The organism is Marinobacter sp. LV10R510-11A, from assembly GCF_900215155.1.
Lineage (GTDB): Bacteria > Pseudomonadota > Gammaproteobacteria > Pseudomonadales > Oleiphilaceae > Marinobacter.
In genome coordinates this window covers 3432313-3455442 of sequence record NZ_LT907980.1, presented here as the reverse complement: position 1 = coordinate 3455442, position 23130 = coordinate 3432313, and the positions used below count along the sequence as shown (strand labels likewise).

At 56.4% G+C, this 23130-nt stretch carries 18 protein-coding genes; 1 reads left to right on the top strand and 17 read right to left on the bottom strand.

Annotated elements, in window-relative coordinates:
* Positions 1 to 2: 2 nt before the first annotated feature.
* The gene (locus CPH80_RS16670; protein WP_096279566.1) at positions 3 to 2075 is read left to right on the top strand and encodes an ATP-binding protein; all 2073 of its coding nucleotides are present in this window, start codon (positions 3 to 5) and stop codon (positions 2073 to 2075) included.
* Between the two features lie 34 nt (positions 2076 to 2109).
* On the opposite strand, the gene CPH80_RS16665 is transcribed toward CPH80_RS16670, so the two are convergent.
* The 17 genes from CPH80_RS16665 to tssE form a co-directional block, all read right to left on the bottom strand.
* The gene (locus CPH80_RS16665; RefSeq protein ID WP_096279564.1) at positions 2110 to 2892 is read right to left on the bottom strand and encodes an ATP-binding protein; all 783 of its coding nucleotides are present in this window, start codon (positions 2890 to 2892) and stop codon (positions 2110 to 2112) included.
* A gap of 152 nt (positions 2893 to 3044) precedes the next feature.
* A complete protein-coding gene (locus tag CPH80_RS16660; RefSeq protein ID WP_172898614.1) occupies positions 3045 to 3413 on the bottom strand; it encodes an outer membrane beta-barrel protein in 369 nt (122 codons plus the stop codon).
* Between the two features lie 349 nt (positions 3414 to 3762).
* A complete protein-coding gene (locus CPH80_RS16655; protein WP_096279562.1) occupies positions 3763 to 4236 on the bottom strand; it encodes a hypothetical protein in 474 nt (157 codons plus the stop codon).
* Complete coding sequence (locus CPH80_RS16650) at positions 4236 to 4559, bottom strand: hypothetical protein (RefSeq protein WP_096279560.1); 324 nt, start codon at positions 4557 to 4559, stop codon at positions 4236 to 4238. Before CPH80_RS16650 ends, CPH80_RS16655 begins: the two co-directional genes overlap by 1 nt.
* 89 nt (positions 4560 to 4648) lie before the next feature.
* On the bottom strand, positions 4649 to 5545 hold the full coding sequence (locus CPH80_RS16645) for a DNA ligase (protein WP_096279555.1): 897 nt from the start codon (positions 5543 to 5545) through the stop codon (positions 4649 to 4651).
* Positions 5546 to 5616: 71 nt separating this feature from the next.
* Positions 5617 to 9231 carry a type VI secretion system membrane subunit TssM gene (gene tssM / locus CPH80_RS16640; protein WP_096279553.1) on the bottom strand — a complete coding sequence of 1205 codons (3615 nt, stop codon included), beginning with the start codon at positions 9229 to 9231 and terminating at the stop codon, positions 5617 to 5619.
* 47 nt (positions 9232 to 9278) lie between these two features.
* Positions 9279 to 10712, bottom strand: a complete 1434-nt coding sequence (gene tssA, locus CPH80_RS16635) for a type VI secretion system protein TssA (protein WP_096279551.1) — start codon at positions 10710 to 10712, stop codon at positions 9279 to 9281.
* A gap of 29 nt (positions 10713 to 10741) precedes the next feature.
* On the bottom strand, positions 10742 to 11413 hold the full coding sequence (vasI, locus tag CPH80_RS16630) for a type VI secretion system-associated protein VasI (RefSeq protein ID WP_096279547.1): 672 nt from the start codon (positions 11411 to 11413) through the stop codon (positions 10742 to 10744).
* A complete protein-coding gene (locus tag CPH80_RS16625; protein WP_096279545.1) occupies positions 11410 to 12981 on the bottom strand; it encodes a sigma 54-interacting transcriptional regulator in 1572 nt (523 codons plus the stop codon). Before CPH80_RS16625 ends, vasI begins: the two co-directional genes overlap by 4 nt.
* Before the next feature lie 194 nt (positions 12982 to 13175).
* Complete coding sequence (gene tssH / locus CPH80_RS16620) at positions 13176 to 15818, bottom strand: type VI secretion system ATPase TssH (protein ID WP_227520224.1); 2643 nt, start codon at positions 15816 to 15818, stop codon at positions 13176 to 13178.
* Between the two features lie 10 nt (positions 15819 to 15828).
* On the bottom strand, positions 15829 to 16656 hold the full coding sequence (gene icmH, locus CPH80_RS16615) for a type IVB secretion system protein IcmH/DotU (protein WP_096281720.1): 828 nt from the start codon (positions 16654 to 16656) through the stop codon (positions 15829 to 15831).
* Between the two features lie 3 nt (positions 16657 to 16659).
* On the bottom strand, positions 16660 to 17994 hold the full coding sequence (gene tssK, locus CPH80_RS16610; RefSeq protein ID WP_096279541.1) for a type VI secretion system baseplate subunit TssK: 1335 nt from the start codon (positions 17992 to 17994) through the stop codon (positions 16660 to 16662).
* On the bottom strand, positions 17994 to 18539 hold the full coding sequence (gene tssJ / locus CPH80_RS16605; RefSeq protein WP_096279539.1) for a type VI secretion system lipoprotein TssJ: 546 nt from the start codon (positions 18537 to 18539) through the stop codon (positions 17994 to 17996). The genes tssK and tssJ overlap by 1 nt, the downstream gene beginning before the upstream one ends.
* Complete coding sequence (gene tagH, locus CPH80_RS16600) at positions 18536 to 19888, bottom strand: type VI secretion system-associated FHA domain protein TagH (RefSeq protein WP_096279537.1); 1353 nt, start codon at positions 19886 to 19888, stop codon at positions 18536 to 18538. Before tagH ends, tssJ begins: the two co-directional genes overlap by 4 nt.
* A gap of 20 nt (positions 19889 to 19908) precedes the next feature.
* Entirely contained in the window at positions 19909 to 20925 is a 1017-nt protein-coding gene (gene tssG, locus CPH80_RS16595) for a type VI secretion system baseplate subunit TssG (RefSeq protein ID WP_096279535.1), read from the bottom strand.
* Complete coding sequence (gene tssF / locus CPH80_RS16590; RefSeq protein ID WP_096279533.1) at positions 20889 to 22661, bottom strand: type VI secretion system baseplate subunit TssF; 1773 nt, start codon at positions 22659 to 22661, stop codon at positions 20889 to 20891. Before tssF ends, tssG begins: the two co-directional genes overlap by 37 nt.
* Positions 22662 to 22700: 39 nt before the next feature.
* The gene (gene tssE, locus CPH80_RS16585; protein ID WP_096279531.1) at positions 22701 to 23129 is read right to left on the bottom strand and encodes a type VI secretion system baseplate subunit TssE; all 429 of its coding nucleotides are present in this window, start codon (positions 23127 to 23129) and stop codon (positions 22701 to 22703) included.
* Position 23130 lies beyond the last annotated feature (1 nt).

Here is a 23130-nt window from a genome sequence, read left to right as displayed (position 1 = left end):
TCATGACCCTCAAACGCCAACTCTTTGTTGCTAGCCTATTAATGCTACTGATCCCGTGGGCCGGCCTGCAGTTTGTGCTGGAGCTGGATCAGGCTCTGCGACAACAGGCTCTTCAGCAGTTGCAGGATCAGGCCGAACGGCTGGCAAAAACAGCCGGAGACCTTAGCCTCGGCCTTCCCATCGTTGCACCTCAAACGTCTGCTATTTATGTAGAAAACCTCAGCAATCCTCTTAATTTAGATGGCTACAGCGACGACTGGCCAGGTTACGACGAAGGGGAACAGTTCCAGCCTTGGCAATCTGCCAAACATTCAGATCAGCCAGCGGAAAACACCGGCAAACCCACCATGCGTTGGCAAGCGGCCACCGACCAGCGCCACCTGTACCTGTTGATACGTATCAGTGGCCGCCAGCTCGTATTCTTTAATCCTGGCGCACCCGAACAGCCCCATGACCGGCTCCTGCTCTGGCTGGAACCCGCAAACGGAAAGCTTGATCCGGATACCCAGCCTGCTGCGTGGTTAGTACGCACCCCAGCACCCGGCAAGGTGTACGCCACCATTTACACCCCTGATTACGCCACGACAGAAAACGCGCAAACGCCCGACTATCGGGTAACCGGTTACTGGCACAGTGTGGGCAACGGTTGGCAGCTTGAACTGGAACTGCCCAAACCCCCGCAAGGCAGCCGCCTGGGCTTTACCGCCCGATGGCAGGAGAACTCAGATTCGGCGCAAACATCAACGTCGACAAACCCCTTACCGGCTTTAGTCGAACGTAAACCTGAGCTGGAGCGGCAACTGATCCCGGGCATGAGCAAGGGACAAACTGCCCGGCTAATCGAGCCGGCAGGCTGGGTGATCGCGGAACAGTCCACGCCCTCCCGGCAGATACCACCAGAATTCGAAGCGCTCAGCCCTTTGCAGGTCGTTGAGCATATAAGCCTCAATGCCCTGCGGGCACTAGTGCAGTTTTATCAACCCAAGCCGGCAACCCTTGCCGCCAGCGTCAACCAGCTCGAAATGAACGGTCTGCCAAGCGAAGGGCTCGTCCGCCATGAGGACGACAGTGTCTGGATGATGACCACCAAGCCGGTATTCGGTGGCCGGACTCTGGTACTGGAACAATCACTGGATCAACTACTTACGCTGTCCGGTTCTACTCTAGGCTCGGTCATTGCCCGCAGTACGCTTATTATTATCGGCCTGACATTGGTATTGCTGGGCTACGCAAGCTGGTTGTCCTGGCGCATTGCCCGTTTGCAGCGCGCGGTCAGCGCCAGCATTGACCAGGACGGCCGGATTATCGGCACGCTGCCAGGCTCTAAAGCCCGGGATGAGCTGGGGCAACTGCAGAATCATTTCGCCCAGATGGCCGACAGGCTGCATGGCTACAATCGTTATCTGGAAAGCTTTTCGCAGCGCCTGTCCCATGAACTCAAAACCCCGGTAGCCGTGGTGCGCTCATCGCTGGAAAACCTCACCCACAGCGAAACAGAAGAAGAGCGCTCCCAGTACATCGGGCGCGCGGCTGCAGCGACCGAGCGCTTACGGCAAATTCTTAATGGCATGAGCGAGGCCGCCCGGCTGGAACAGAGCTTTGATCATGCCGACAAGGAAGCATTCGATTTGGCCGATGTGATCGGCCAGGCAACAGCGGCCTACCAATCCCTAGATGAGCATCACCAATTTGATTACGCAGGGCCAGAGTCGGGCATAAGCCTGACTGGCTCCCCAGAGCTGATGGTGCAACTGCTTGATAAGCTGATAGACAACGCTAGGGATTTCACGCCGGAAGAGGGTCGAATCCAGATCAGTCTTGAACAAACGGAGGCACACACTTGCCTGTCCGTATTCAACGAAGGCTCAGCGCTACCGGACAATCCGGATACCAGTATCTTCAGTCCTTTCGTGTCGGTGCGGGAAGGCCGAGAAGAAGGTCACCTTGGCCAGGGCCTGCTCATTGTCCAACTGATCGCAGATTTTCACGGCGGCCATGTTGAAGCGGGAAATGAAACCCGAAACGGCATAGGCGGTGTCTGTTTTCGGGTTATCGTTCCGGCGGCGCATTTTTAACGTATAACAATTCCCTCGGTGAAGCCGGCAGGCTTCAACCAAGGCTTTTGTCACCGGAAAACTGCCGAAAAAACTGCTGCGCGGTACGACCATTGCGGGCTCCCTTGGAGGTTGCAAACCGAATGGCTTCACGGTGCAGATTTTCCCGGTCGGCGACGTCCGGAAACAAAGCATCCACAGCCTGCAAATAAACCTCTTGCGAGAATGCGTAAAAGGATAGCTGCAGGCCAAAACGGTCGGCCAGCGAGACCTGCTCTTCTATCGCTTCAGCAGGGTGTATTTCCCCATCCTGCGCCTTACCTTTGAGGTTGTCGGACATGAATTCTGGCATCAGATGGCGGCGGTTCGATGTGGCATAGACACGAACATTCTCAGGCGGCAGTTCCAGCGAGCCTTCAAGCACGCTTTTCAAAGCCTTGTAGCCTGATTCACCCACATCAAAGGACAAGTCATCACAAAAGATGATGAAGCGAAACGGCAGATCGCAGAGATCATCAACAATCTCCGGCAGATTTACCAAGTCATCCTTGTCTACCTCAATAATTCTCAGCCCCTGCTCGTTGTAGCGATTCAACAGTGCCTTGATCAGGGACGACTTGCCGGTTCCCCTGGCACCCCAGAGCAGCACATTATTTGACGGCTTTCCTGCAAGAAAGCGCTCGGTGTTACGTGCAAGCGCTTGCTGCTGGCGGTCAATACCGGTCAGAGAGTCCCACTGAACCGGATCCAGTCTCCGCACTGCGCGCAGACCCTCGCGATGGCGGCGCCACACGGCTGCGGGGGTTGATGGCCAGTCAAAAGGTTCGTTTCCAGACATACGCTGTCTTCCTGTTCAGCTGTTCAAAAGCGTGCGTAAAGAATACCAGTATATCGGTAGAGGCTGCAGGCGAACTATCGGGGAGGAGATAAACAAAAAAAGGTGCAGAGACTCAGTCTCTGCACCTTTTTTAGGGGTCATATCTGCATCGATCAGAACTGGAATTTCAAGCCAACCTGAGCGGTATCAAACTCGGGGTTGTCGTTGCTCAAGTTGTTATGGAAATCTTTTTTATCAATGTCAACGTTATAGCGATTGTACTCCAGGAACGTGGTCAGATGATCTGTGATGCGGAAGTCGACACCCGCACCGATAACGGGGCTTACGTCGTCATAGGTCTCGTCTTCGTTAAAAGCATCCACATCAAGTGCGGCCGCGAAGGCACCCGCTTTGGCGTATACGCCGAAACTATCTGTTACTGGCAAACGACCAATCGCTACAAGGGCACCGCCTTTAAGCTTGGCTCTGGTATCGTCTTTACCGGAGCTGCGAATACGCTGGCAGACAAAACAGTTGCACAAGCAATGCGAGCTTTATAGTTCATAGCGTTTCATCCTCACTGGTTAAAAATCCATTCGTCATTGCATTCTAGGGTTACTGAACGGAATCGCTCATGGCCCTGAATTGCATGAATCTACCCTAGTGCCTAAACGCATAAGTTTGGGTTAAAACCACACTACACTCTGTTCATTATTCTTTAATTTTTCTGGAAGAATTATATATCTAAGCCCTAATAATCAAGGGCTTAAAAGTTAATTAGAGACGTAAAAAGGCAGCCTTCAATATCAGGCTTATACGGGTTTTCCAGAACAATAAAAAAGGTTTGAAGGGTTACTCTGCGGGAGCTTTATGGGGCGAAGCCGCACTCGTCTAATTCGATTCATCGGTTTTTGGGGAAGTGGAATCAGCGGACTGGCGCATCAAATCCATGCCGCCCTGGAGCAGCAGGTTTTTTAGCCTCGGATCACTCTGCTCTGCCACACCAACGGCAAAAGCCAGTGCCGCCGCCTCCAACGGGTTGCGGGCAATCAGCGAACGCAATATATCGATGGGCGAGCCGGAACCTGAACCAGACTGGCTATTCTCGGTATCACGTAAGGTTTTGGCAGGGCGGGTCATACGATAGAAAAATAGAACCAACAAGCACAGGCACGCAAAGCCGGTTATGGCCATGGCACCTGGCTTTCCCACGAGAGGAGCCAGGGCCAGGGTTGCTGCGCTTACCAGCAGATAAAAGCCAGTAACCAATAGTGCAGTAAGCAGCACTATTGCCAGCACCACAGCGGTGATTGCGGCAACAGCCTTGCGTATGGTGCTTTGGATAGTTGCGGAGTCAGGAAGCATCAGCGATCAAGCATTTTGCCCACGATGATACCGGCCAGGAACATGAGAATAATACTGAGAAACGGCCTTTCCTCAATTTTGTGCTCCACACTCTCTACAGTTTGCGAGCCAGCTTCCGTAGCGCGCGTAAGTGCGTCATCGCCCCGCTTGCGCAGCTGATCCAGTGCTGACCGAGTTTCCCGACTGATTTCGTCTTTAAAGCTATTGACGCGGGACGTCTGATCTTCCGTGACCGTTTTGGTCAGTGCTGCAATATCATCGCGCAGCACCTGAAGATCCTCTTTGACATTGGCATAGTCACCTTGTGCTGTTTGCTTATCCATGGCCTATCTCCTGAGGGAACCACTGATGTTCTTTCAAAACGGCCGGGGAAGGCCGTTTTATGATCACAGCCGCGAGGGCTGTTGATAAATTACTCTAGCACACGCATGGGAATCCGTAACTGTGCGGGCTCGTCATCACGCACGCGCAGAAAACTAGCGAAGCGTGGCAGGCCGGTCGCCGTACGGCCATAGTATTTGAAGGTTATGCGAGTTCCCGGAGCGGGTGGTTGGGCGCGCAGTTCATCACTGAACCCGGAGCCGATGCGAAAGCGGCGACCGTTCGGAAGCTCTACCCGCAAGGCACCCATCATCCCCTGAAGTCGGCCTTTTCCAGCCAAGTGCTCAACCACCACGGCTTCTGCGTCGTCAAAGGTTTTTACCTTCAGCAGATCATCAGAACGGCCCGCTTCATACCGGCTTTCGAGCCGCTTTAGCATCAACCCTTCACTTCCTTCAGCGACCACCCTGTTGAGACGAACCATCAGTTCGGTATGAGAGGTGGCCGGGGCCTGCTCTACAAGCGTTAGATAGCGGGAATCCGTGTTTTCTACCAACGTTTTCAGCTGTCGGTATCGCTCGTGAAACGGGGCCGGAGCCGGCAAGTCGAAGACATAAAACTGGATAGCACGCCATTCACTGTCCACCGGAATTCGTTTACGCACCGCCCCAGAAAGCTCGGCAAAACGCTGTCGACCCATCCAAAGTTCACCATCAAGTGGAACATCGGGGAGATCCCCGACAAACCAATCCGGCGCCTGATAAACATTGCCGTTACGAGATAAAAACCTCTGGCCATCCCAGTAAGCTCGCACTCCATCAAACTTCTCGCTAACCCAATAATCCTCCAGTGCGACCCCTTTGTGGTATGTGTTGGCGAGGGGCACTGGCGGCGGGCTGGCTAGGCCAGCCCGGGACACCAATAGCAGACTCAGTAGCAAAGCCGGTAATAATAGACTGCAAACAACCTCTACGGGTTTGGCCAGCATTCTTTCTCCCCCTATCCCCTAATCCAAGTTCGCCACAGGCTCCGCTGCCCCGTCTCTAAAACACGACCTATTCAGTACAGGCTGCGGGGAATCCGATAGCCCGATAGCAATTCCTGAGTGAATGGGTTGGTGTTGCTTGCCGCGTGTAAGCGATAACGCATGTCGCCATCATCAACCTGAAAACGAACATCCACCGCGCTGCTACTGACACCGGTTATGTCGGCTTTATCAAGCAGGCGGAACAACGCCCAGGGGCCACTCTGGGAAATACTGCGCGGCGAGCGATTTACCTGCACCGGAACCAGAGTAATACGGCTTTCTACTGTGTCCCTCAGGGTGTTGGGCCATACCAAGGGAATACTCTGGCTTGGGCCGTGACTGAATTCCACCAGCTGGCCATCAAGGTTCACCACGCTGCGGCGCTTATTGGAAGATAGGTTCAGGGGCTCTAGAGAAAACTCCACATCCAGCGTGCCACTGCGCGTGAAGTAAGCACTGCGGATTTTATCGGCCTTACCCAGAGACGCCAGCACATCTCGGCGTACCAGCCCGGCTCTACGGGCATCCCCCACTTGTTCCGGATGATCCTCCAGGAACAGTTTTAGGTTCTCCTTGTAGAACGTATCCAACACGCCACCCGGCGCAAAAAACCGTTCAAAATCCTGCAAGGCGACATCGCGACCGGCATTGGCGTTAAACGGGTAGTTCCTGGCCAGATTTTGCTGGAACGGCTGATAAACCTCCCGGTACCACTCCCGCTCAAGCTGCGCTACGGCCTGATCCAGCAGCACTCGCCAGCTTTCTGTGGCCAATCTGCTGAGCAGCCGATTAAGCGGCTCGGGCTGGTGTCCCGCCATCCGCTGTAGGGTGAAAATCGGATCTGCACCCTGTAGCCCCATTCTGGCGCGGGCCGCATTGAGCGCGGCTTTACCCTTGTCTGGTGCCTCTTGAATATTGCGCATGTATTCGTGCAGATCGTTCACCACCAACATGACCTGCTCAAGCCCACTGGGCTGATCTTCGTGCTTGCGGGTAAGCTGGTTGAGATCCGTAAACTGGCGTTCGATATTCTGCAACATGCGGAAGTGGGCCGATTGCTCAAGCAACTCCCGCGCTGCTACGTTATCCCCTTCAACAGCAGGCACCAGGCGCGTGTTTCGTCGAACCTGCCCAAGCAACTGTGCCAAAGGTGCATGGCCACCGGTAAGGCTTTCCAGTACACGAACACCATGGTTCAGATCTTCAAATTTCTGGATATCGACTCGGCTCAAAGCTGTGCGCCAGGCGTTGACATAGTGCTCGGCGTAGAGATTCTGCAAACTGGCTTGCAGCTCTGCTTCATCGGCTTTGCTGAAGTCCACATTGTCTCTGCGCCCGAGTACCCAGGCGTCTACGAGGGCCAGCTCTGTCACCGTGGCAGATTTGCGCAAGAACCACTTTTCCAGGCCGTCCCGGGTCAGCAGTGCAGGAATGCTCAAAGGATCCGGTGCTGATTCCAATGGCTGACCGGCTCTTCCTTCTCCTCTGTGCACTCCGGCAGGCTCACCATACTGATCCACGCGCACAAACACGTTGCTGAATGCCGGGCCAGAGGTACGGGCCAGATCAGTGGGCTGACTGAATTCCCGGCCTGCCTCTATTTCCAAATCCCGGTACACGCGATCTGGCGTCGACATCCGCCCCAGCTCGTGTTGCGACCACTGTACGCTGCTCTTGAAGGGTGCAAGCGCCATATCGGCAGTTCTATCGCCACTGCCCGCTTGCTTTGCCAGGTCGGTGTAGGCCATGGCGTAGCCGAGGTGCCCCATAAGTCGTTGCTGAACATCACGCCGACCAGGGAACGCACGCTGCCAGTATTCGCTCATGTAGGTGGTTACAATATCGTTGCGGCGGCCACTGGCATCGTAGAGCATTCGCAGCACACGCAGATGTTCAAGGCGCTCCGGGCTATCGTCCGGAGCCCGGCTCATTTCGCCCATCACACCGAACATCAATGCGGGCAAGTATTGGTAGGCCAACATATCTAGGTAGGACGCTTCTACTTCTGGCCCTACTTTGTGGCCTTTATACAGCCCCATATCGCTGATCAGCAGCCATTGTTTTCGATGGTCTCCGAACGCCAAGGTTGCCTGGCGCAACTGATCCAGCGGCTCAAGCAGGTTGCGGCCAGTGGTATCCGGCTCGTATCCCACCGGCTGCCAGTTATCGATGAAGCTCTGCACCCTTGTCTCCACCGAGGCGGCCGCGTCGGCGTTCTTGATAAAGTAATGCTGCCAGCCTGCAGTTATGCCTGCGCCGGCACATACAGCAACGACGGCGACGATAACCATCCGGCGCTGGCGGCTATGCACAACCCGGCGATTGTCCCCAGCAAGCCCGGCTTCGGGATAGATAATCCCGGGGAACAGCGACTGGGTAAACAGGTTTGCCGACTGGCCCGTGCGCTGGGCCGGCTGAATTGGGCCGGATACTTGGTAATGGTTGGCGGCGGCGGAGACAAAAGCATCTTCGGGCACACCTTCCTGCACCACAGAGGTGAAGTAAGTACCCCGAACCAGTGCGGGCGTTGAGAAGGCATCGGCCGACAGAAGACTGGTCAGGAAGGTTTCAAGCGCAGGCTTCATCCCGGCCAGCTGTCGGGTGAACGAATAGGCAGCGGCCCTGTCTTCAGAGTCCCGAGTGCTGGCGAGTACGTCAGGTAAGCGCTCATTCAGCCGTGCGACCATCTCGCTGAAACGCTCCGAGAATTCATTCAACCAGTCGTCATTATCCAACTGACCTTCCAGCCGGAAGGTAAATCCAAGAGCCTGCTCTTTCTCCTGCTTACTGAGCGTACGGACAAAAGGCCCGAAACCGTAAAGCAGATCCATCTTGGTAAAAGACACATACACTGGCAGGCGCGAACCTATCTGCTCCATCAGTTCTCTGAGGCGCGTTCGCAGCAGAATGGCATGGGCTTCACGCTGCTCCTCGCTGGCCGTGCTCAGCCTTGCCAAATCCACCGCCAGCACCACACCATTGAGCGGGCGTTGTGGGCGATTGCGCTCAAGCCAATGGATGAAGTGCCCCCAGAGCCGCTGCTGCATATCCCCGGCAGCGCCTTGGCTTTGGCTCAGCAGTTCGCCATCGGGATCAATCAGTACGCCGTTATCGCCAATCCACCAGTCGAACCCAAACGGATTGCGATCCGCGCGGTTATTACGGGTAACGTTGGTCAGGGCATAGGTCTGTCCGGAACGCTGGATAAGGCTCGATTTCCCCGCATCCTCTAGGCCCATTAGAAGATACCAAGGCAAGCGATAGACGCCCCGGCGCCCAGGGAGGTTGTTCTTCAGGGCCGCGAGTTGACGGTCCAACAACCGCTGTTGCCGGCGCTCCATCGGTAAAATCGGATCCTCCTGCTCTTGCTGCTCCTCAGCTTTATCCGCATTAACCTTGCCCAACCGGCGGGCCAGCATCGTGCCCCAGATCATGGCGACCAGTAAAACAACACCCAGGGTAATCAGCGCGCGCATCTGCCACGCTGCAAGTGGAAATTCTCCACCAATCTCCCACTTTGGCCCCAGCCACCAGGTGGCAACCAGTAGCGCAATCAGGCCCAGAACCAGGGTAACGGGTGCCGCATTTCGAACGTATGGCAGTAGCCAGCGGCCAATGAGTAAAGCTTTTCTCCACATGGTATCCATTCCTGCTGTTTATCCGTAATCAGGTAGCTATTGTCCCGACTCGGCCCTCAGGCCAGTCGTTCAAGTTGTTTCAGTAAAGCCGGTTCCCAGTCTTCAATCGCCAGACCACTTATTTGCTGTTGTAGATCCTGGATCTGCCGGGTCGCCAGGCTAACCAGGCCGGCGTCTTTCATCAGCCGAGCTGATGTCAGGCGCCAGTGGAACTGCTCCCGCGGCTCCCGGGCTCCCCCCAGCCCCTCTTCCAAAAGCTGCATCGCAGAGGCCAGGCCTTTCTGACCAACCAGTTCTCGTGCTGTGTCATAGGCCTGTTCCCAGGGGCTGGCGCCGCCGCCGGACTGGCCAGGTGTAGATGCCGACCAGAGCCAGTCCTGTGCGTCTGGAGACAAAAATGGGGTGCCATCGTTAAAGGTCAGCTCAGTCAGCTGAGGCAGCCTTTCCACAAACTCAGCAACGGCGGCGCGAATGGACTCAGCGCAGCTTTCACATCCCAAAGCAGAAGCCACACTGGCACTGAGCCAATGACCATCCAACCAGAACGGGCTTACCGACAGGCTCTGTTCTATGCGCTGCCACAGCGCCTGATCCGGCGATTTTTCCAGGGCCTCGCGGTATTCTGCGATCCTGTCCGCGCTGACCGCCGCCAGATCGGAGCGTTTGCCGTCCCGTGTTGGCGGCACCGATGTAATGCTCTGCCAGATCGCGTAGCGTCGGATCTGGTAGCCTAAGGGGCGCTCCGGCTCGGTTCCGGTCAGCATGTCCGCTACTTTCAATAGGCTCTGGCGGGTAGCTCGCTCATTACTCGGGTCTAGAGTTAGGGCCCCAAGCGAAGGACTTGCTGACGTCGTCGAAGGCGCGGCGCCTGCAACAACGGAAGCACTGGCAGCGGTTGCCTCTGAGCTTTTTTCAGAATTCGCGCCGACCTCTTGGGGTTGGGGCAATTTTTCGACGCCACGCTTCAGATCCGCCAGTGCGTCGTCGGGCAATTCCTTTTCTTGCGCCTGAGCCTGGAGTTTTGCCAGTACCTCAATGCAGAAACTACGGCCGTCCCCTACGCTGGCATCGAAGGATATTCCCACCGCGCCCTTGCCTGCACGCTGAAGCATCTGGGTGAACATCATTTTCCGCGCCCGCTTGCCCTTATCACCCGGGTACGGCCAGCCTTCTGCCCACCAGGTTTCTAGCACACAGTTCAACAGGTAAAGCGACAGAGCAAAGCGCTCACCATCGCCACCTCGCTGCAAGGCAATCAGAAGAAACCCTAAAACTTTCAAATCCTTGCTACGGGCGGAAAGAATCTTCAGGGATTCGCTCTCAACCTTGCTCCAGTCAATGTCGGTATGTGCTAGAGATCCGACTTTCATGATTTCGTCTTCAAGGAATACCAGCGCAGCGTCCTCACCCAGCGCGCGGCCTGCGGCCGACTCACCTGCCAGCGGCGTGACGACTTGTTCAACGTAAGGATGCTGTTCGATAACCTGCATATGTCTGTCCTTGCTTGTTCGCTGCTGGGCTACCAGCCGCAATTCTCACGAAGCGGGCGAATGGCATTCTGGAAACCCGTCAGGTCGAATAACAAGCCGTCGATGCGGCTGTTTTCAGAGTAAACGCGGATATCCGTTTCCAGCCCTATCTTCTTGACGGTGCGAATAGCGGGCAAGCCACGCCCGATGCTGAGCACATACCCGTTATCACGCACTCGCCAGGCGCTCCGGCCTGTTGTCTCAGCTGCTCCAAGCCCGATGTTTACCCGTTCTGCTTCCAGTGGCTCTGGCAACATCAGGGTAAGTTCGGTGATGTTGTTGTGGCACTGTAGAACCAACAAAGGTCGGGGCAGCGTGGTGCCCAGCGCCGACACTGTGGCCAGAAGGCCCGCAGCCTGCCCGGTGTTGCGGTAGGTAACACCGCCAGCCACGGTTGCTGCTTCGGCCTGGGCATAGGCCTCGCGCCAGCGCCCAGAGCGCTTTAGCTTCCGTAACCCGGACCCAGGCTTAACACCGGTTTCAGACTCCGCCAAAGGCGTACCGAATACTTCATCAAAACATGCCAAGCGCTCTAAGCGCTGGGTTTCAGCGGTGCACCGACGGGCCTCCTCCAGCAGTCCTGCCTGAGCAGGCAAGCACACAGCTGTCAGGCCTAGAACCGCCAAGTTTCGAGCCAGCGTATTGATTTTCGGATACTTCATGCTTCGGCTACCTGATACTTCAAACACTTGTGGGCTAGTGTGCGCTTTGGCAGGCCAAGGCTCTCAGCAGCCTGGGCGCGGTTGCCACCGTATTGGCGCAGACGATCACGGATAACGGCAGCCTCAAACGCTTGAGCGGCCGCCTTGAGATCGCGAATTTCGTCAGCGTCGGGAGCAATGGGAGTGCCTGAGCCGCACGGCGCAGTATCTGCCGCGTCTGGGCGGCCCTGCTCCGAGAAGAAGTCCGTGAGCCTGAGAGCTTCTGGCTGGATGTCATCTCCGGCGGGGGTCTGCAAGCAGGCCAGCTCGATGATGTTGCGCAACTCCCGGGCATTGCCGGGAAAGTCGTAGCTTAAGAAGGCCCGAAGAGCATGGCTGCTGATGCCCAGCGGCCCTGTGCCTTCGCGCTCGGTATATAATCGGATGAAGTGGCGGCTGAGGGATTCAAGATCGTCCAGACGGTCACGCAGCGGCGTGACGTGTAACGGAAACTGGCTCAGGCGATAGAACAGATCCTGGCGAAAGCTTCCGCCTTTGATGCTCTGGTGAAGAGGCTGATGGGTGGCCGCAACCAGCCGGAAATCTGAGTGTTGTTCCTGGCGAGCGCCAAGGGGCCGGAACTCGCGGCTTTCCAGCACTCGCAGGAGTTTGGACTGCAAGGCCATGGGCATATCGCCGATTTCGTCCAGAAAGAGCGTGCCACCATTGGCCTGAGCCAAAAGCCCTTCTTTGGCTTGGTCGGCACCAGAAAAAGCGCCTTTGGTGTGGCCGAAGAGTTCACTCTCCAGCAAGCTCTCCGGTATGGCTGCACAGTTGACCACGACCATGGGGCCCTCGGCACGATCCGAGAGCTCGTGAATGCCTCGGGCAACCACGTCTTTGCCGCATCCGGTTTCGCCTTGAACCAGCACAGACAGCTGGCTGCCGGCGGCGCGAACAACTTGAGCGCGCAGCTTGGTCATGGTTTCAGAGGGGCCGATGAGCGTTTGGGCCAGTATCTCGCAGCGTTTGCGGACAGTTTCTGCATCGTGCAGGTTGTCCAGAGAGCGTTTGAGCAGGCGGCGCTGCCAAACCTGATCGCGGCTTTGCAGTAGTGATACCCACTGGTGTGTGAGCAGTTGCATGAGGCCGCAATACAGGGGCTGGACGGTTATGCCGCTCCAGTCGGATTCGTCGCGGCAAAGTACGAGTATGCCGAGGGTTCGGCCGTCGTCGCCGCGCAAAGGCTCGAGCCACAAGGATTTTGGGCGGTCGCTGGCTTCGATGAGGCTTTGGAAGCCGGGGTGATCGAGGCGGTAGCTGGCGGCGCGGGTGAGTTCGCGGGCTTTGCCGGTTTGCAGCAGGTGGGCGAAGGGGTGACTGAAGTCGCCACAGTCGAATTCGCCGGATTCGAGCAGGTCGCTGCAGTGCAGTGTGCGGCCACTGAGATCGAGTTCTAATGCCCAGCAGCGAGTTACCCCGAAGGTGTTTTCCAGCTGTGTTGTGACTGTTTTCAGCAAATCCGGCAATGTTGTCTGCTGGGTCAGTGCGACCGCCAGCTCAATGCCGGTGTGCAGTTCCATCTGCATCTGTCCCATTTTTTTCTTCCCTTAAATTCCTGTTGTTCCGTGCCGTCATATTCCAGATCAGCCCGGTCGCACAGCGCGGGGTTCTGCCTTCCAAAACACGCCGTGAATACGTCCCTGTAGGCTCCGCTCCGCCATCCATGGCTACGCAGGGTTTTGGAAGGCAGAACCCCACGCTGCGCTAGATCACGGTTGCCCTAGGCTACGGTGCCTGAAAATCTATTTTCGGAAACGCCTAAGGTTACTAGTCTTACCGGCTCTTTCGCTGCCAGCTTTTCAAGCAGCGCCAGTGAGATCGGTGGCAGCAATTCGCCCTCGATGATGGACTCCAGCATTCGCGCTCCATTTTCGCTGCGCGTTGCACGGCTTCGGATGGCGTCTACTAGGCCGTCTTCCATGACCACTTCTGTGTGGTAGCGATCGCGAATCTGGTTCGCTAGGCGTTCCAGTTTGTCGCCAACGATTCGGTTGAGAGTGTCTTCGCCTAACGGCAGGTAGGGCACAACCTCCATCCGGGCCAGCAGGGCTGGTTTGAAGAAGTCGGCCAGTTCCGGGTATAGAGCTTCTTCGATTTTCTCCGGCTCTTCGGCGTGGTTAACGATGGTCTGATAGCCGAGGTTGGAGGTCAGGAAGAAGACGATGTTTTTGCAGTCGATCAGGCGTCCTTCGCCGTCTGCTAACTCGCCTTTGTCGAAGGCCTGGTAGAACAGGTTGAGCACTTCTGGGTGGGCTTTTTCTACTTCGTCTAGCAGTACTACGGAGTAGGGTTTTTGGCGGATGGCTTCGGTGAGGATGCCGCCTTCGCCATAGCCGACGTAGCCTGGTGGTGAGCCGATCATGCGGGAGACGGTGTGCTTCTCCTGATACTCAGACATGTTGATGGTGGTGAGGAACTGGCGGCCGCCGTAGAGCAGTTCAGCTAACTGCACAACGGTTTCGGTTTTGCCGACGCCACTGGGACCCACCAGCAGGAATGCGCCCATGGGGCGGCCGGGGCGTCGAAGATCTGCGCGGGCGGTAAGTAGGTGTTGGTGCAGGCATTCAATGGCGGTGTCTTGGCCTTTGATATGGGCTTGCAGATACGCCGGCAGGTGGGTGATTTTTTTCAGTTCGTCGGTGGTCATACTGTTGACGGGGATGCCTGTCCAATCGGCGATGACTTCGGCAATCTGGCGGGAATCTACCCGGGCGTGCACCAATGGCTCGCCTGCTTGCAATTCAGCAAGTTCCTGTTCGATGGCGGCCGCTTGGCTTTGCAGATTTGGATGTTCTTCCAGGCCGAACTCTTCTATCGCATTTTCGCCTTCGACCACCGCATCTTCGATCTCCGCAGGGTTCAGCAGCTGCTCCCGGATCTCTACCAGTCGGGCGACCAGTTCACGCTGGGCGTTCCAGCTCTGTTCCAGTTCCGCTGCCTGTTCGTTCAGTTCTGCGATGCGCTGTTCCAGTTCGGCCTCCCGGGCAGCATCAACACTCTGTCCGAGGGTGTGCTCGCGGCTGAGCAGTTCCTGTTCCATGGAGAGCTGGTGCAGTTCGCTGCGTACGTGGCTGAGCCTGCGTGGTGGTGTGTTCAAGTTGAGGCTGACACGGGCGCAGGCGGTATCCAGCACATCGATGGCTTTGTCCGGAAGTTGGCGGCCAGCTAGGTAGCGGGCGGACATTTCGGCGGCGGCTTTCAGGGCGCTGTCGGCGATGAGTACCTGGTGGGCTTTTTCATACACGGTGCGCAGGCCACGAAGAATATGGACGGCTTGTGCCGGGCTGGGTTCGTCCAGTGCCACCGGCTGAAAGCGTCGGCTGAGGGCTGGATCTTTCTCGAAGTATTTTTTATACTCGCGCCAGGTTGTGGCGGCGATGGTGCGCAGCTCGCCTCGGGCCAGTGCTGGCTTGAGCAGATTGGCGGCATCTGAGCCACCTTCGCTATTGCCGGCGCCGATCAGGGTGTGGGCCTCGTCGATGAACAGAATGATGGGTGTGGCTGAGCCTTTCACGGCTTCTATAACGCCTTTCAGGCGCTTCTCGAACTCGCCTTTTACGGAGGCGCCCGCCTGCAGCGCACCCATGTCGAGCGTCCAGAGTTCAACCTTATGCAATCGATCAGGCACGTCGCCGGTAACGATGCGCAGGGCTAGGCCTTCCACGACCGCGCTTTTGCCAACACCGGCATCACCGATCACGATGGGGTTGTTCTTGCGGCGACGGCAGAGGATATCAATCATCTGATCAATTTCTGCATCGCGGCACACCACCGGATCCAGCTTTCCTGAACGCGCTAACGCCGTAAAATCGGTTGCATAGCGTTTGAGCGGATCCATATCCGTCTCGGCCTGGGGTGCGCCTGCTTCGCCTTGCTCCATGGCTGGGCGCTCGGCAGAGCCGGTGGTCATGGTGTCGAACTGACGGCGCAGGTGTTCACGGTTGATGTCCCGGAGCTGCTGGCTAACCTGTGGCATCAGGTAGCGATCGGCATTCATCAGCAGTGCGAGGAATACAACGCCGGAGCGCAAGTTGCGGTGATTCAGCTCCGTTGAAGCCAGAAGCCAAGCGTCCTGCAGCAGATCGATCAGCAGCGGCGAAAAAGACGGATAGGTCTCTGCCGTTTGCGGTTCGCCGTTGAGGCTTTCACCAACAAGCTGCTGGAACGTCTGGTGGTTAATTCCAGCCTGCTCCAATATCTGGCGTACGTCGGAAAACGGCGTTTCCAGCAATTTGAACAGAAGGTGGGCCGGAGTAATTTCTGCGCCCTGGCGGCTAATGCAAAGGGCCGCAGAGGCTTCCAGCCCGTTACGGCAAATATCGTTGAGGCGCCCGATAAGCGCCGGCAGTTCTACCCGAATCACAGTGATATCCTTATTTCGGTAGTTGTTCCAATACGCTGAGCACATCCCTGATGCGTTCTTCCAGCGCTATGTTGTAAAGACTGTAAATTCCCGCCATGGCCATTACAAACAGCCCGGCAATACCCCACAGTGGCAAGCCGCTGCGCAGCCGATTACGCGCCGGCGTTACATTGATTTGCGCGTCGGCCAAGGGTTCCAGATCCTGATCTTCTCTGAGTGATTGAAGCTGCTCATGAAGGCCACGCAGAATCTGTTCGTACTCGTCGCGGCCGTTTTCCATCACCTTGTATCGGCCTTCAAAACCCAGGCAAAGGCACAGATAGATAAACGCCAGCATGTCCTTGTAGCGTGCTGGCTCTTGCTCCATCCGCGCGAGGATGGCAAAGACCTTTTCTCCGCCCCAAGTTTCGTTGTGAAAGCGTGACAGCAGCGAGTGCTGTGACCAGACGCTATGGGCGCCCCAGTCTGTCCCCAGCACCGCTTCATCGATGAAGGCACAAAGCACATAGCGGTAAGCCACCACCGTAGGGCGTTCGTAGCCCTGCTCGATCAATTCGCGATCTATAGCGGCCACCTCATCTACCACCTGCCGGTAAAGGCTTTCAACCGCTCCGAAATCCGCCAGCCGGCGAATTCGTATCACCAACCCAAGCAAAGGTGTGGCGGCGTCGGTCAGGCGGTTGTCTTCCAGCCCTCGGAGCTGGAACTGCCCATTTCCAAAGTCGCTGCCAGAAAGACCATCTTGGGTCGGTTCATCAGCAAACACTAAGTCACTGAATGCACTGCCGCCGGAATGCCTGCTGCCATTGGGTAAATCCATTACCGGTGCATCTGTCATCATTTAGCTCCTGATTGCCCAGAACTGCATTTCCAGCCCTGGGAAACTGCCCGCTACGTGGAAGGCAAAACCGCTGGCATTGTCGAGCATTTGCCAAGCCTGGCTTTGATCGTCCAGCCGGAAGTACACAAACCCGGCGTGATACGGCAACTGACGCGGGGCCACCGGCAAAGCCGACAGCGGAATACCTGGAAGTTGCAAACTGATGAGGTCGCGGATTTTTTCCACAGAGGCCACTTTGCACTGCTGGGTGAACTGCTTGCGCAGATCGTCCAACGGCATGTCGGCTTTAACCGCCAGAATAAACTCAGCACCCTGAATTAGCTGGCCATCCTGAACCGGCGCCACAGTCAGCCCGTACTGGCGCTCCTGCAGCTGAATCGCCAAAGCCCGAGGTTCCAGCACCGTGCTGAGGGATTGCCGTAATACCTGCATCAAGGGTGTAAAACAGTCCTCGGGCAGGTCGTGATCGTAGGCAGTGTATTCCCGGGGCAGCCGGCCTTCGTCGGTGAAGGTCACCAGCTCGCCACAGAGTTCAAGCAGGGCTTCATACAAGCGCTCCGGGTGCAGTTGGCGAAGGCGAGCCAAGTGCATAAACCTTGGATGCGCGCGGTTGAGCATCTGCAGCAGCATAAAATCCGCCACATCTGCGACACCACCCTGCCCTGGTGCTCCAACACGTTCCGCTATATTGCGCGCACGTTCGCGCATCAGACCTGCCATCTCGCCAACGAAGCGCTGCAGCTTGGGAGCTGAGCGGACGCTTAGCATGGTGGGCATAAAATTGGGGTCCATCACCAAACTGCCATCTGGGCGTTTCTCCAGAATCCGGCCAAGAGCCAGTGCTGCATAGGCGCTCCGGTCATCCCGCTCCAGCATTAGGCGCGGCACTACACGGGCCACGTCGATGGTGTGGGAATCGCCGTCAATGGAGTGCAGATCGCGGATTTCCTCGCTCTGGGCCCGGAACCTTCCCGCCGCCGGCGCATCTGGCCACTCCACCTCTGCCAAACTATCGTTGCCTAGGGGCAGAGCAAGATACACAACCTGATTGGCCACCGACGCATCGGCGATTTCCAGGGGCTCTGGCATAACATCGTCTTGGGGCAGATTGAAACGGGTGCCGTCCGGAAACAAACCACTGGCCCGCACTAGCCCAATACGCCCAAAACTTAGATACTCCGCATTCAGTTCCAGATCGCTGAAGCCATACAGGTAGTCGGAAACCGCCAGGGATCGTTCATTAATCTGGTGTTCAAGATACCGCTGCTGCTGCTGGAAGTGCTGGGGTTTGATAAACAAACCATCACTCCAAACGACTCGATTTGTAACTGCCATCAGGTTTCTTCCGACCGTTTGAGTTGTACTTCCCTATCCCGCAGATTCACCAGCAAATGGTAGCGGCCCCCAACAGGATCCACTTTGACCACCTTCTTCCACTGGGACAGGTTCGGGTAAGCGTAGAACGCAATCACGCCGATAAACCGAGTGTCTTTGCTGATCTCAAACGGCTCCACAAACTTGAACTGGTTAGGCACGAGGGTGTAATCACTGTGATCGATGTAATTACGGCCCAGTGAAGCCTTCAGGTTGGTCAGCAACTGGTCGAAATCACCTGCCATTAACAATGAGTTGTCACGCAGTTCAATAATCTGAAAAGCAATGGGTGTGGGTGCCAGAGACTCATTTGGGTTAACGCCTGGCTCAGCAACCATGGTCAGATCCACCCGGCTGGGAAGATCTTCGGCATAGCCCACGGGAATATCCGGATCCCAGAGCACTTTGGCGGTTTTGGTTACGGCGTTATAGGGCGTGCTGCATCCCGCGAGCACAAATACCATCGCCAGCACCGTCGTCAGCAAGGCACATTTGCAGGTTTTCACAGCGGGTTCTCCCTTTGTAGTTGGCGCAAATTCTGGTCGTAAGCCTGATCGAACACCTCCTGAAACAGACGTTCGAAACCCTGCTGACGACTCGATTTTAATTCTCGGTAGTAATGCTGGTACATATCCCAGGCCCAGCACCCTTCATCCTCATTCTGTTGCAAGCCGCGGCGGTAGCCATGAAAGCGACGGAGCAAAGCTTCTGGTGAAAACGCGTGAAGGATGGCTTCCAGTGCTTCGCTGATTGCCTCGCGAGTTGCCCGCTGGTGATGATTCAGGCTTTGCAGGCTTTCCTGTACGGCGGCAGGAGCCGACAAGTGCACCGGGCTGCGCTGGGTAGCGAACAGCGTTTGGACAGTTTGCTCATAATCACCACCAAGGCGCAGTGGATTGTCTTCAATGGGTTGTAACCGCGTGCGCAGCGCCTGATGCCGGCTGTCCTCACCCTGGTGTAAGGTCAACAACCCTTCTATGGCCGCCTTAAGCGTTTGACCAGCCTCCTCCAAAAACAGCTGCATGCCATCACTGTCAGCAAAGCTGAGCCCCGCTTCCATGCCCTGCATTAGAGGGGTAGCACTTATGTGTTTGCGACTTTGATCGCTCCGGTGATCATTCTTTTCACCAGATTCCCGATCCGGTAAGCCGGTATTGGTCTGTGACATCCTGTCCCCTTCTCCTTTTCTTACCGGAAGACCCATCGCAACATCGCGATTTTCCCGGTGTTCGTCCGTTACGTCAGTTTTAGCCGCAAACCAGGTTCGCTCGCTCGCCATCAGCGTGCGCTCTTCCTCACCAGCGCGGGCCGGCTCATCCTGCCAGTGCAACATGGGGTCCGTGCTGACGGTTTCTGCCGCTGCCGGCGCCAGCCCTTCCAAAGGCTCGGCCACCTGCAGGTCGCTCGTTCCTCCGGCTCCTCGGGTTAGCTCGCCTTCTGCTACGTCCACCAGTTTTCTGTCCTCTACGGCCTCATGGTGCTCCAGTTCCTTATTTGCCGGTGCGTCTGAGGCCTCTCCCGCTAATAATTCTGCCCGTAGGCGGTAGCGACCAATGCTAACCGTATCGCCCTGGTTCAGCCGTGCCCTGCGGCCACGTCCCACCGGCTGGGTTGCACTGTTAATGTAGGTTCGGCCGCTACGATCAATCAGGCAGTATCCACCATCAAGAAGCCGGATTTCCGCGTGGCCCGGAACCGCGCCAGTGCGGTGTGCCGACAGCTGCCAAGTATCGTTCTCAGCGGTGCCTATAGAGCCACCTTGAGAGCCAAAGCTGTGCTCAATACTGGCGCCACTGCGTGTGGTTCCGGGGTTGGTTACTGTCAGCTTCAGCCTAGTTACTTGCCGCTCTTCCATGGTTACGTTCCTTTTCCCTGTTAACGGCGTATCTGAATCCGCACGACCGGCCGGCGCTGAGATTTCTCCGGCGTTACAAAAGAGTTCCAGCCCAGCCGTACATCTTCTCCCATCTGCATCGGGCGAATATCCTGTGCCCGCATTTGCAGTTCTAGGTCGTACGCCAGCTGCTCGCGGGTAGCGAATTCCACCAGTTTCACCAAGCGCTGGTGATCTTGTCCGTTGGGCAGAAAGTCGGCAAAGCGTTGACGGCTAAGGTTTCGGATCCGCAGGATAAACTTGCCGCTGCGGTCGCGAACGTGCGACCCGACCAACGTGTCATTTCCTAGCGTGGCGTTATTCTGGCCAAGGCGTGTTTGCTGGTCGACGCCAATAGCTACCTTGCGCAAAACCCACTGTTCGATGCTGACATCGTCCAGATCAAAACAGTGGCCCACGATGCCACTGACCACCTCTGGAGACCGGCTACGACCCGCCATCAATCCCGAATAGGCCAACATCTTTGACCAGTTAACCGGCGTAGCTTTTCGCAGCCGGCTATCGCCAAGACCAACAAGCGCGTAGATAAGATCCGAAAAACCATCCGAAGCGCCGGGGCGAAAGCGCACGTAGTAACGGTATTTGCGCCACGACCGGTGAAATAAAGTGACCAGCCGGTGGTTGAAAAAATCCAGAAAATGCCGGCGCACGCCAACATCCTGACCGGCTTCCCAAGCCAGATCCTCAAGGTAGTATCCCGGCAGCGGCGACTGTGAGCCGTGCAGTCCCAGAAAGCTCACTTCCATCTGATAGGGGCCGTGCTCATACTCCGGCGATAATGCTGAAATCACATCACTGCCGGGAAACCCCAGCCCCGCCGACGAGGAAAAACGGATGCGCTCCTGGCTTGGCTGATCGTCCCGGCCAGGTTCCTGATCATCACCATGGTGCCGGTGAATTAAGTCCACCAGCTGAAAAAAACTGTAGCGCCGCGCATTGCCCAGAACGGGTTGCAGGCCGGCTACATCAGCGGCTGCTGACCTTGCTGTAACGTCCATGTATACCGTTCCTGGTTATCTGTGTTCACCACTTCCAGTTGGTGAAATGCGTTGATACTGGCATAAAGTGCAAAGAACTGGCTGAGTACGGTGCCGAATAGATACAAGTCTCCTTCTGAAGCAAAGGCTTGCTGATCCAGCTTCATTACCGAACGAATACCCCGCACCGGCAACCCCCGGATCATCTTATCTACCGGGTTGGTTTCAATAGCACTGATACCAGCAAGACGCTTCTGGGAAACCCGCTCAGCCTGCCTATCCACCAGCGCGCGAAAGTCATACACCCGCAATACGGTGCGCAGAGCATCCACATCCAGCAACGAGAGGTAGTTCAGCGAGAGATTGGAGATCAGCGTCCACAGCAAGCTGCCATCAAGGGTCGGCCTCAACGTGGCAGTGGGACGGGTGATATTGCTGAACGAGGCAAACGCCGGCGTGGTCTCCGTTGCCATGCACACTTCCCCAACCGCCAGCTGCTGAGGCAGTTGCCGGTTGGTACAGGTCATAGTCAGAGAAATTGCCTCCTGACGATCCATACAGTCGGACTCATCGCCGCGGACAAACGCCATATAGTGATCAAAGCCGTCGCCCCGAACACTGTCCCGGGCCCGCATGCGGTAATATAGCGCCGTGCGGCCACGATCCCGTTCAACTTCGTGCTGAAAACTCTCAAACGCCGTATACATCCGGCGCTCGCCTCGTCCAGATCGGCCTTCAAGCCAGCCTTCAACCTGTTCAATACTGAACACTTCAAAATGATCCGGCGACCGGCTCGACGCCAGAACCCGGTACTCCGTCTGGCGCCCGTTAAGATCGATCGGCTCACCTTCGTGAGTAAACAGATTCACCGCCGGCGTACAATAGAGCTGCATATTCTCAGCCCGAACCCGCGCATCCGGCGGCAGAATCCGGCTGAAATGGAAGCGCAGACTGATCTCATCCGCCTGAATCGCCGGCAAGCGATTCCCTAGGCCCGTAATATCTACAAACCGGAAGGCCTCCGGAAAACTCAGGTATTCCTGCAATATCCGATACCCCGGATAAGCATTCTTAGGATAAGGCAACAGAGCCTCATCACTGGCAAACCCAACTGGTTTTAGCAAGGAAGTCGGCAGGCTAAAAACCGAATCCCCGACAACCAACTCCATACGGCTGAGATAGTGATTCAGCCAGAGGTAAAGCGTTTCAGCCGTGTGATTGTCTCCGCCCAAATAGAAGCGCAGCTTATCGAGACCCAGAGCGTTCAACGGCTGATCTGTGTGCAGCGCCAAATCCACGGTCATCGACGACACTTCCCGAGAATGCTCAGCAGAGGCATTCGCCACGCTAATAGGAAACACATCCACCGCCCTACAGGTGCGAAACCTGCACTGAGTCTGCCGCGTGGCATCCCCAAGCGGCCGGCTCTTGATTTCGGTATGGCGCTCAACCCGCTGCCGTTCACTAATCGCATGCAGCTGCGGATCAAACCGCATAATCGTGCAGCTAGGCACAGGCCGCAGGTAGTTCGGCCACAGCATATTAAGTAGAGAATGCGTCAACTCCGGAAACTCGTCCTCAACCTTCTCACGAAGCTTCCCAGTCAAAAACGCAAAACCCTCCAGCAGCCGCTCCACATCCGGATCTGTACTTTGTTCCGACAAAAATCGCGTCAGCTGCGGATGCGCTTCAGCAAACTCCCGCCCCTGCAACCGCAAAAAGCTCAACTCATCCCTGTAAAATCGATTCAACTTCATCACTACGACACCAATGTCAGCAATCTATCCATGTCCGAGCTACAGCACCCGGTAATGCCGCTTATCATCAAGCAGCAAATCAATCGTTGTCTTATCATCCTTCGAGCCAACGTTCAGATATACCGTCACCTGAAACCGCAACTGCAACGGATCCGGCCCTTGCGGCATGGCAACCACATCTACCCGCTTAACCCTTGGTTCATACTTCTCAATACACTGCCGGATCGCACTTCGAATCTGAATACTCAGATCGTAGGTGCCCAGGGTCGCGTCATTGAAATCCAGCAACCCCAGCTCCGGTACACAGGCACTGTTGCCAGGATGAGCATTAAGCAGGCGCACCAGATGGCGCTTGATGGAATCCACCACATGAGTGACTTCGCCCATCCCCTGCCCCGCTGGAGCGGCAGCCTGCTCCAATCGCTCGAACAGGCTGCCTCCCATGCTTTGTGGGTTACCACTGAGCATG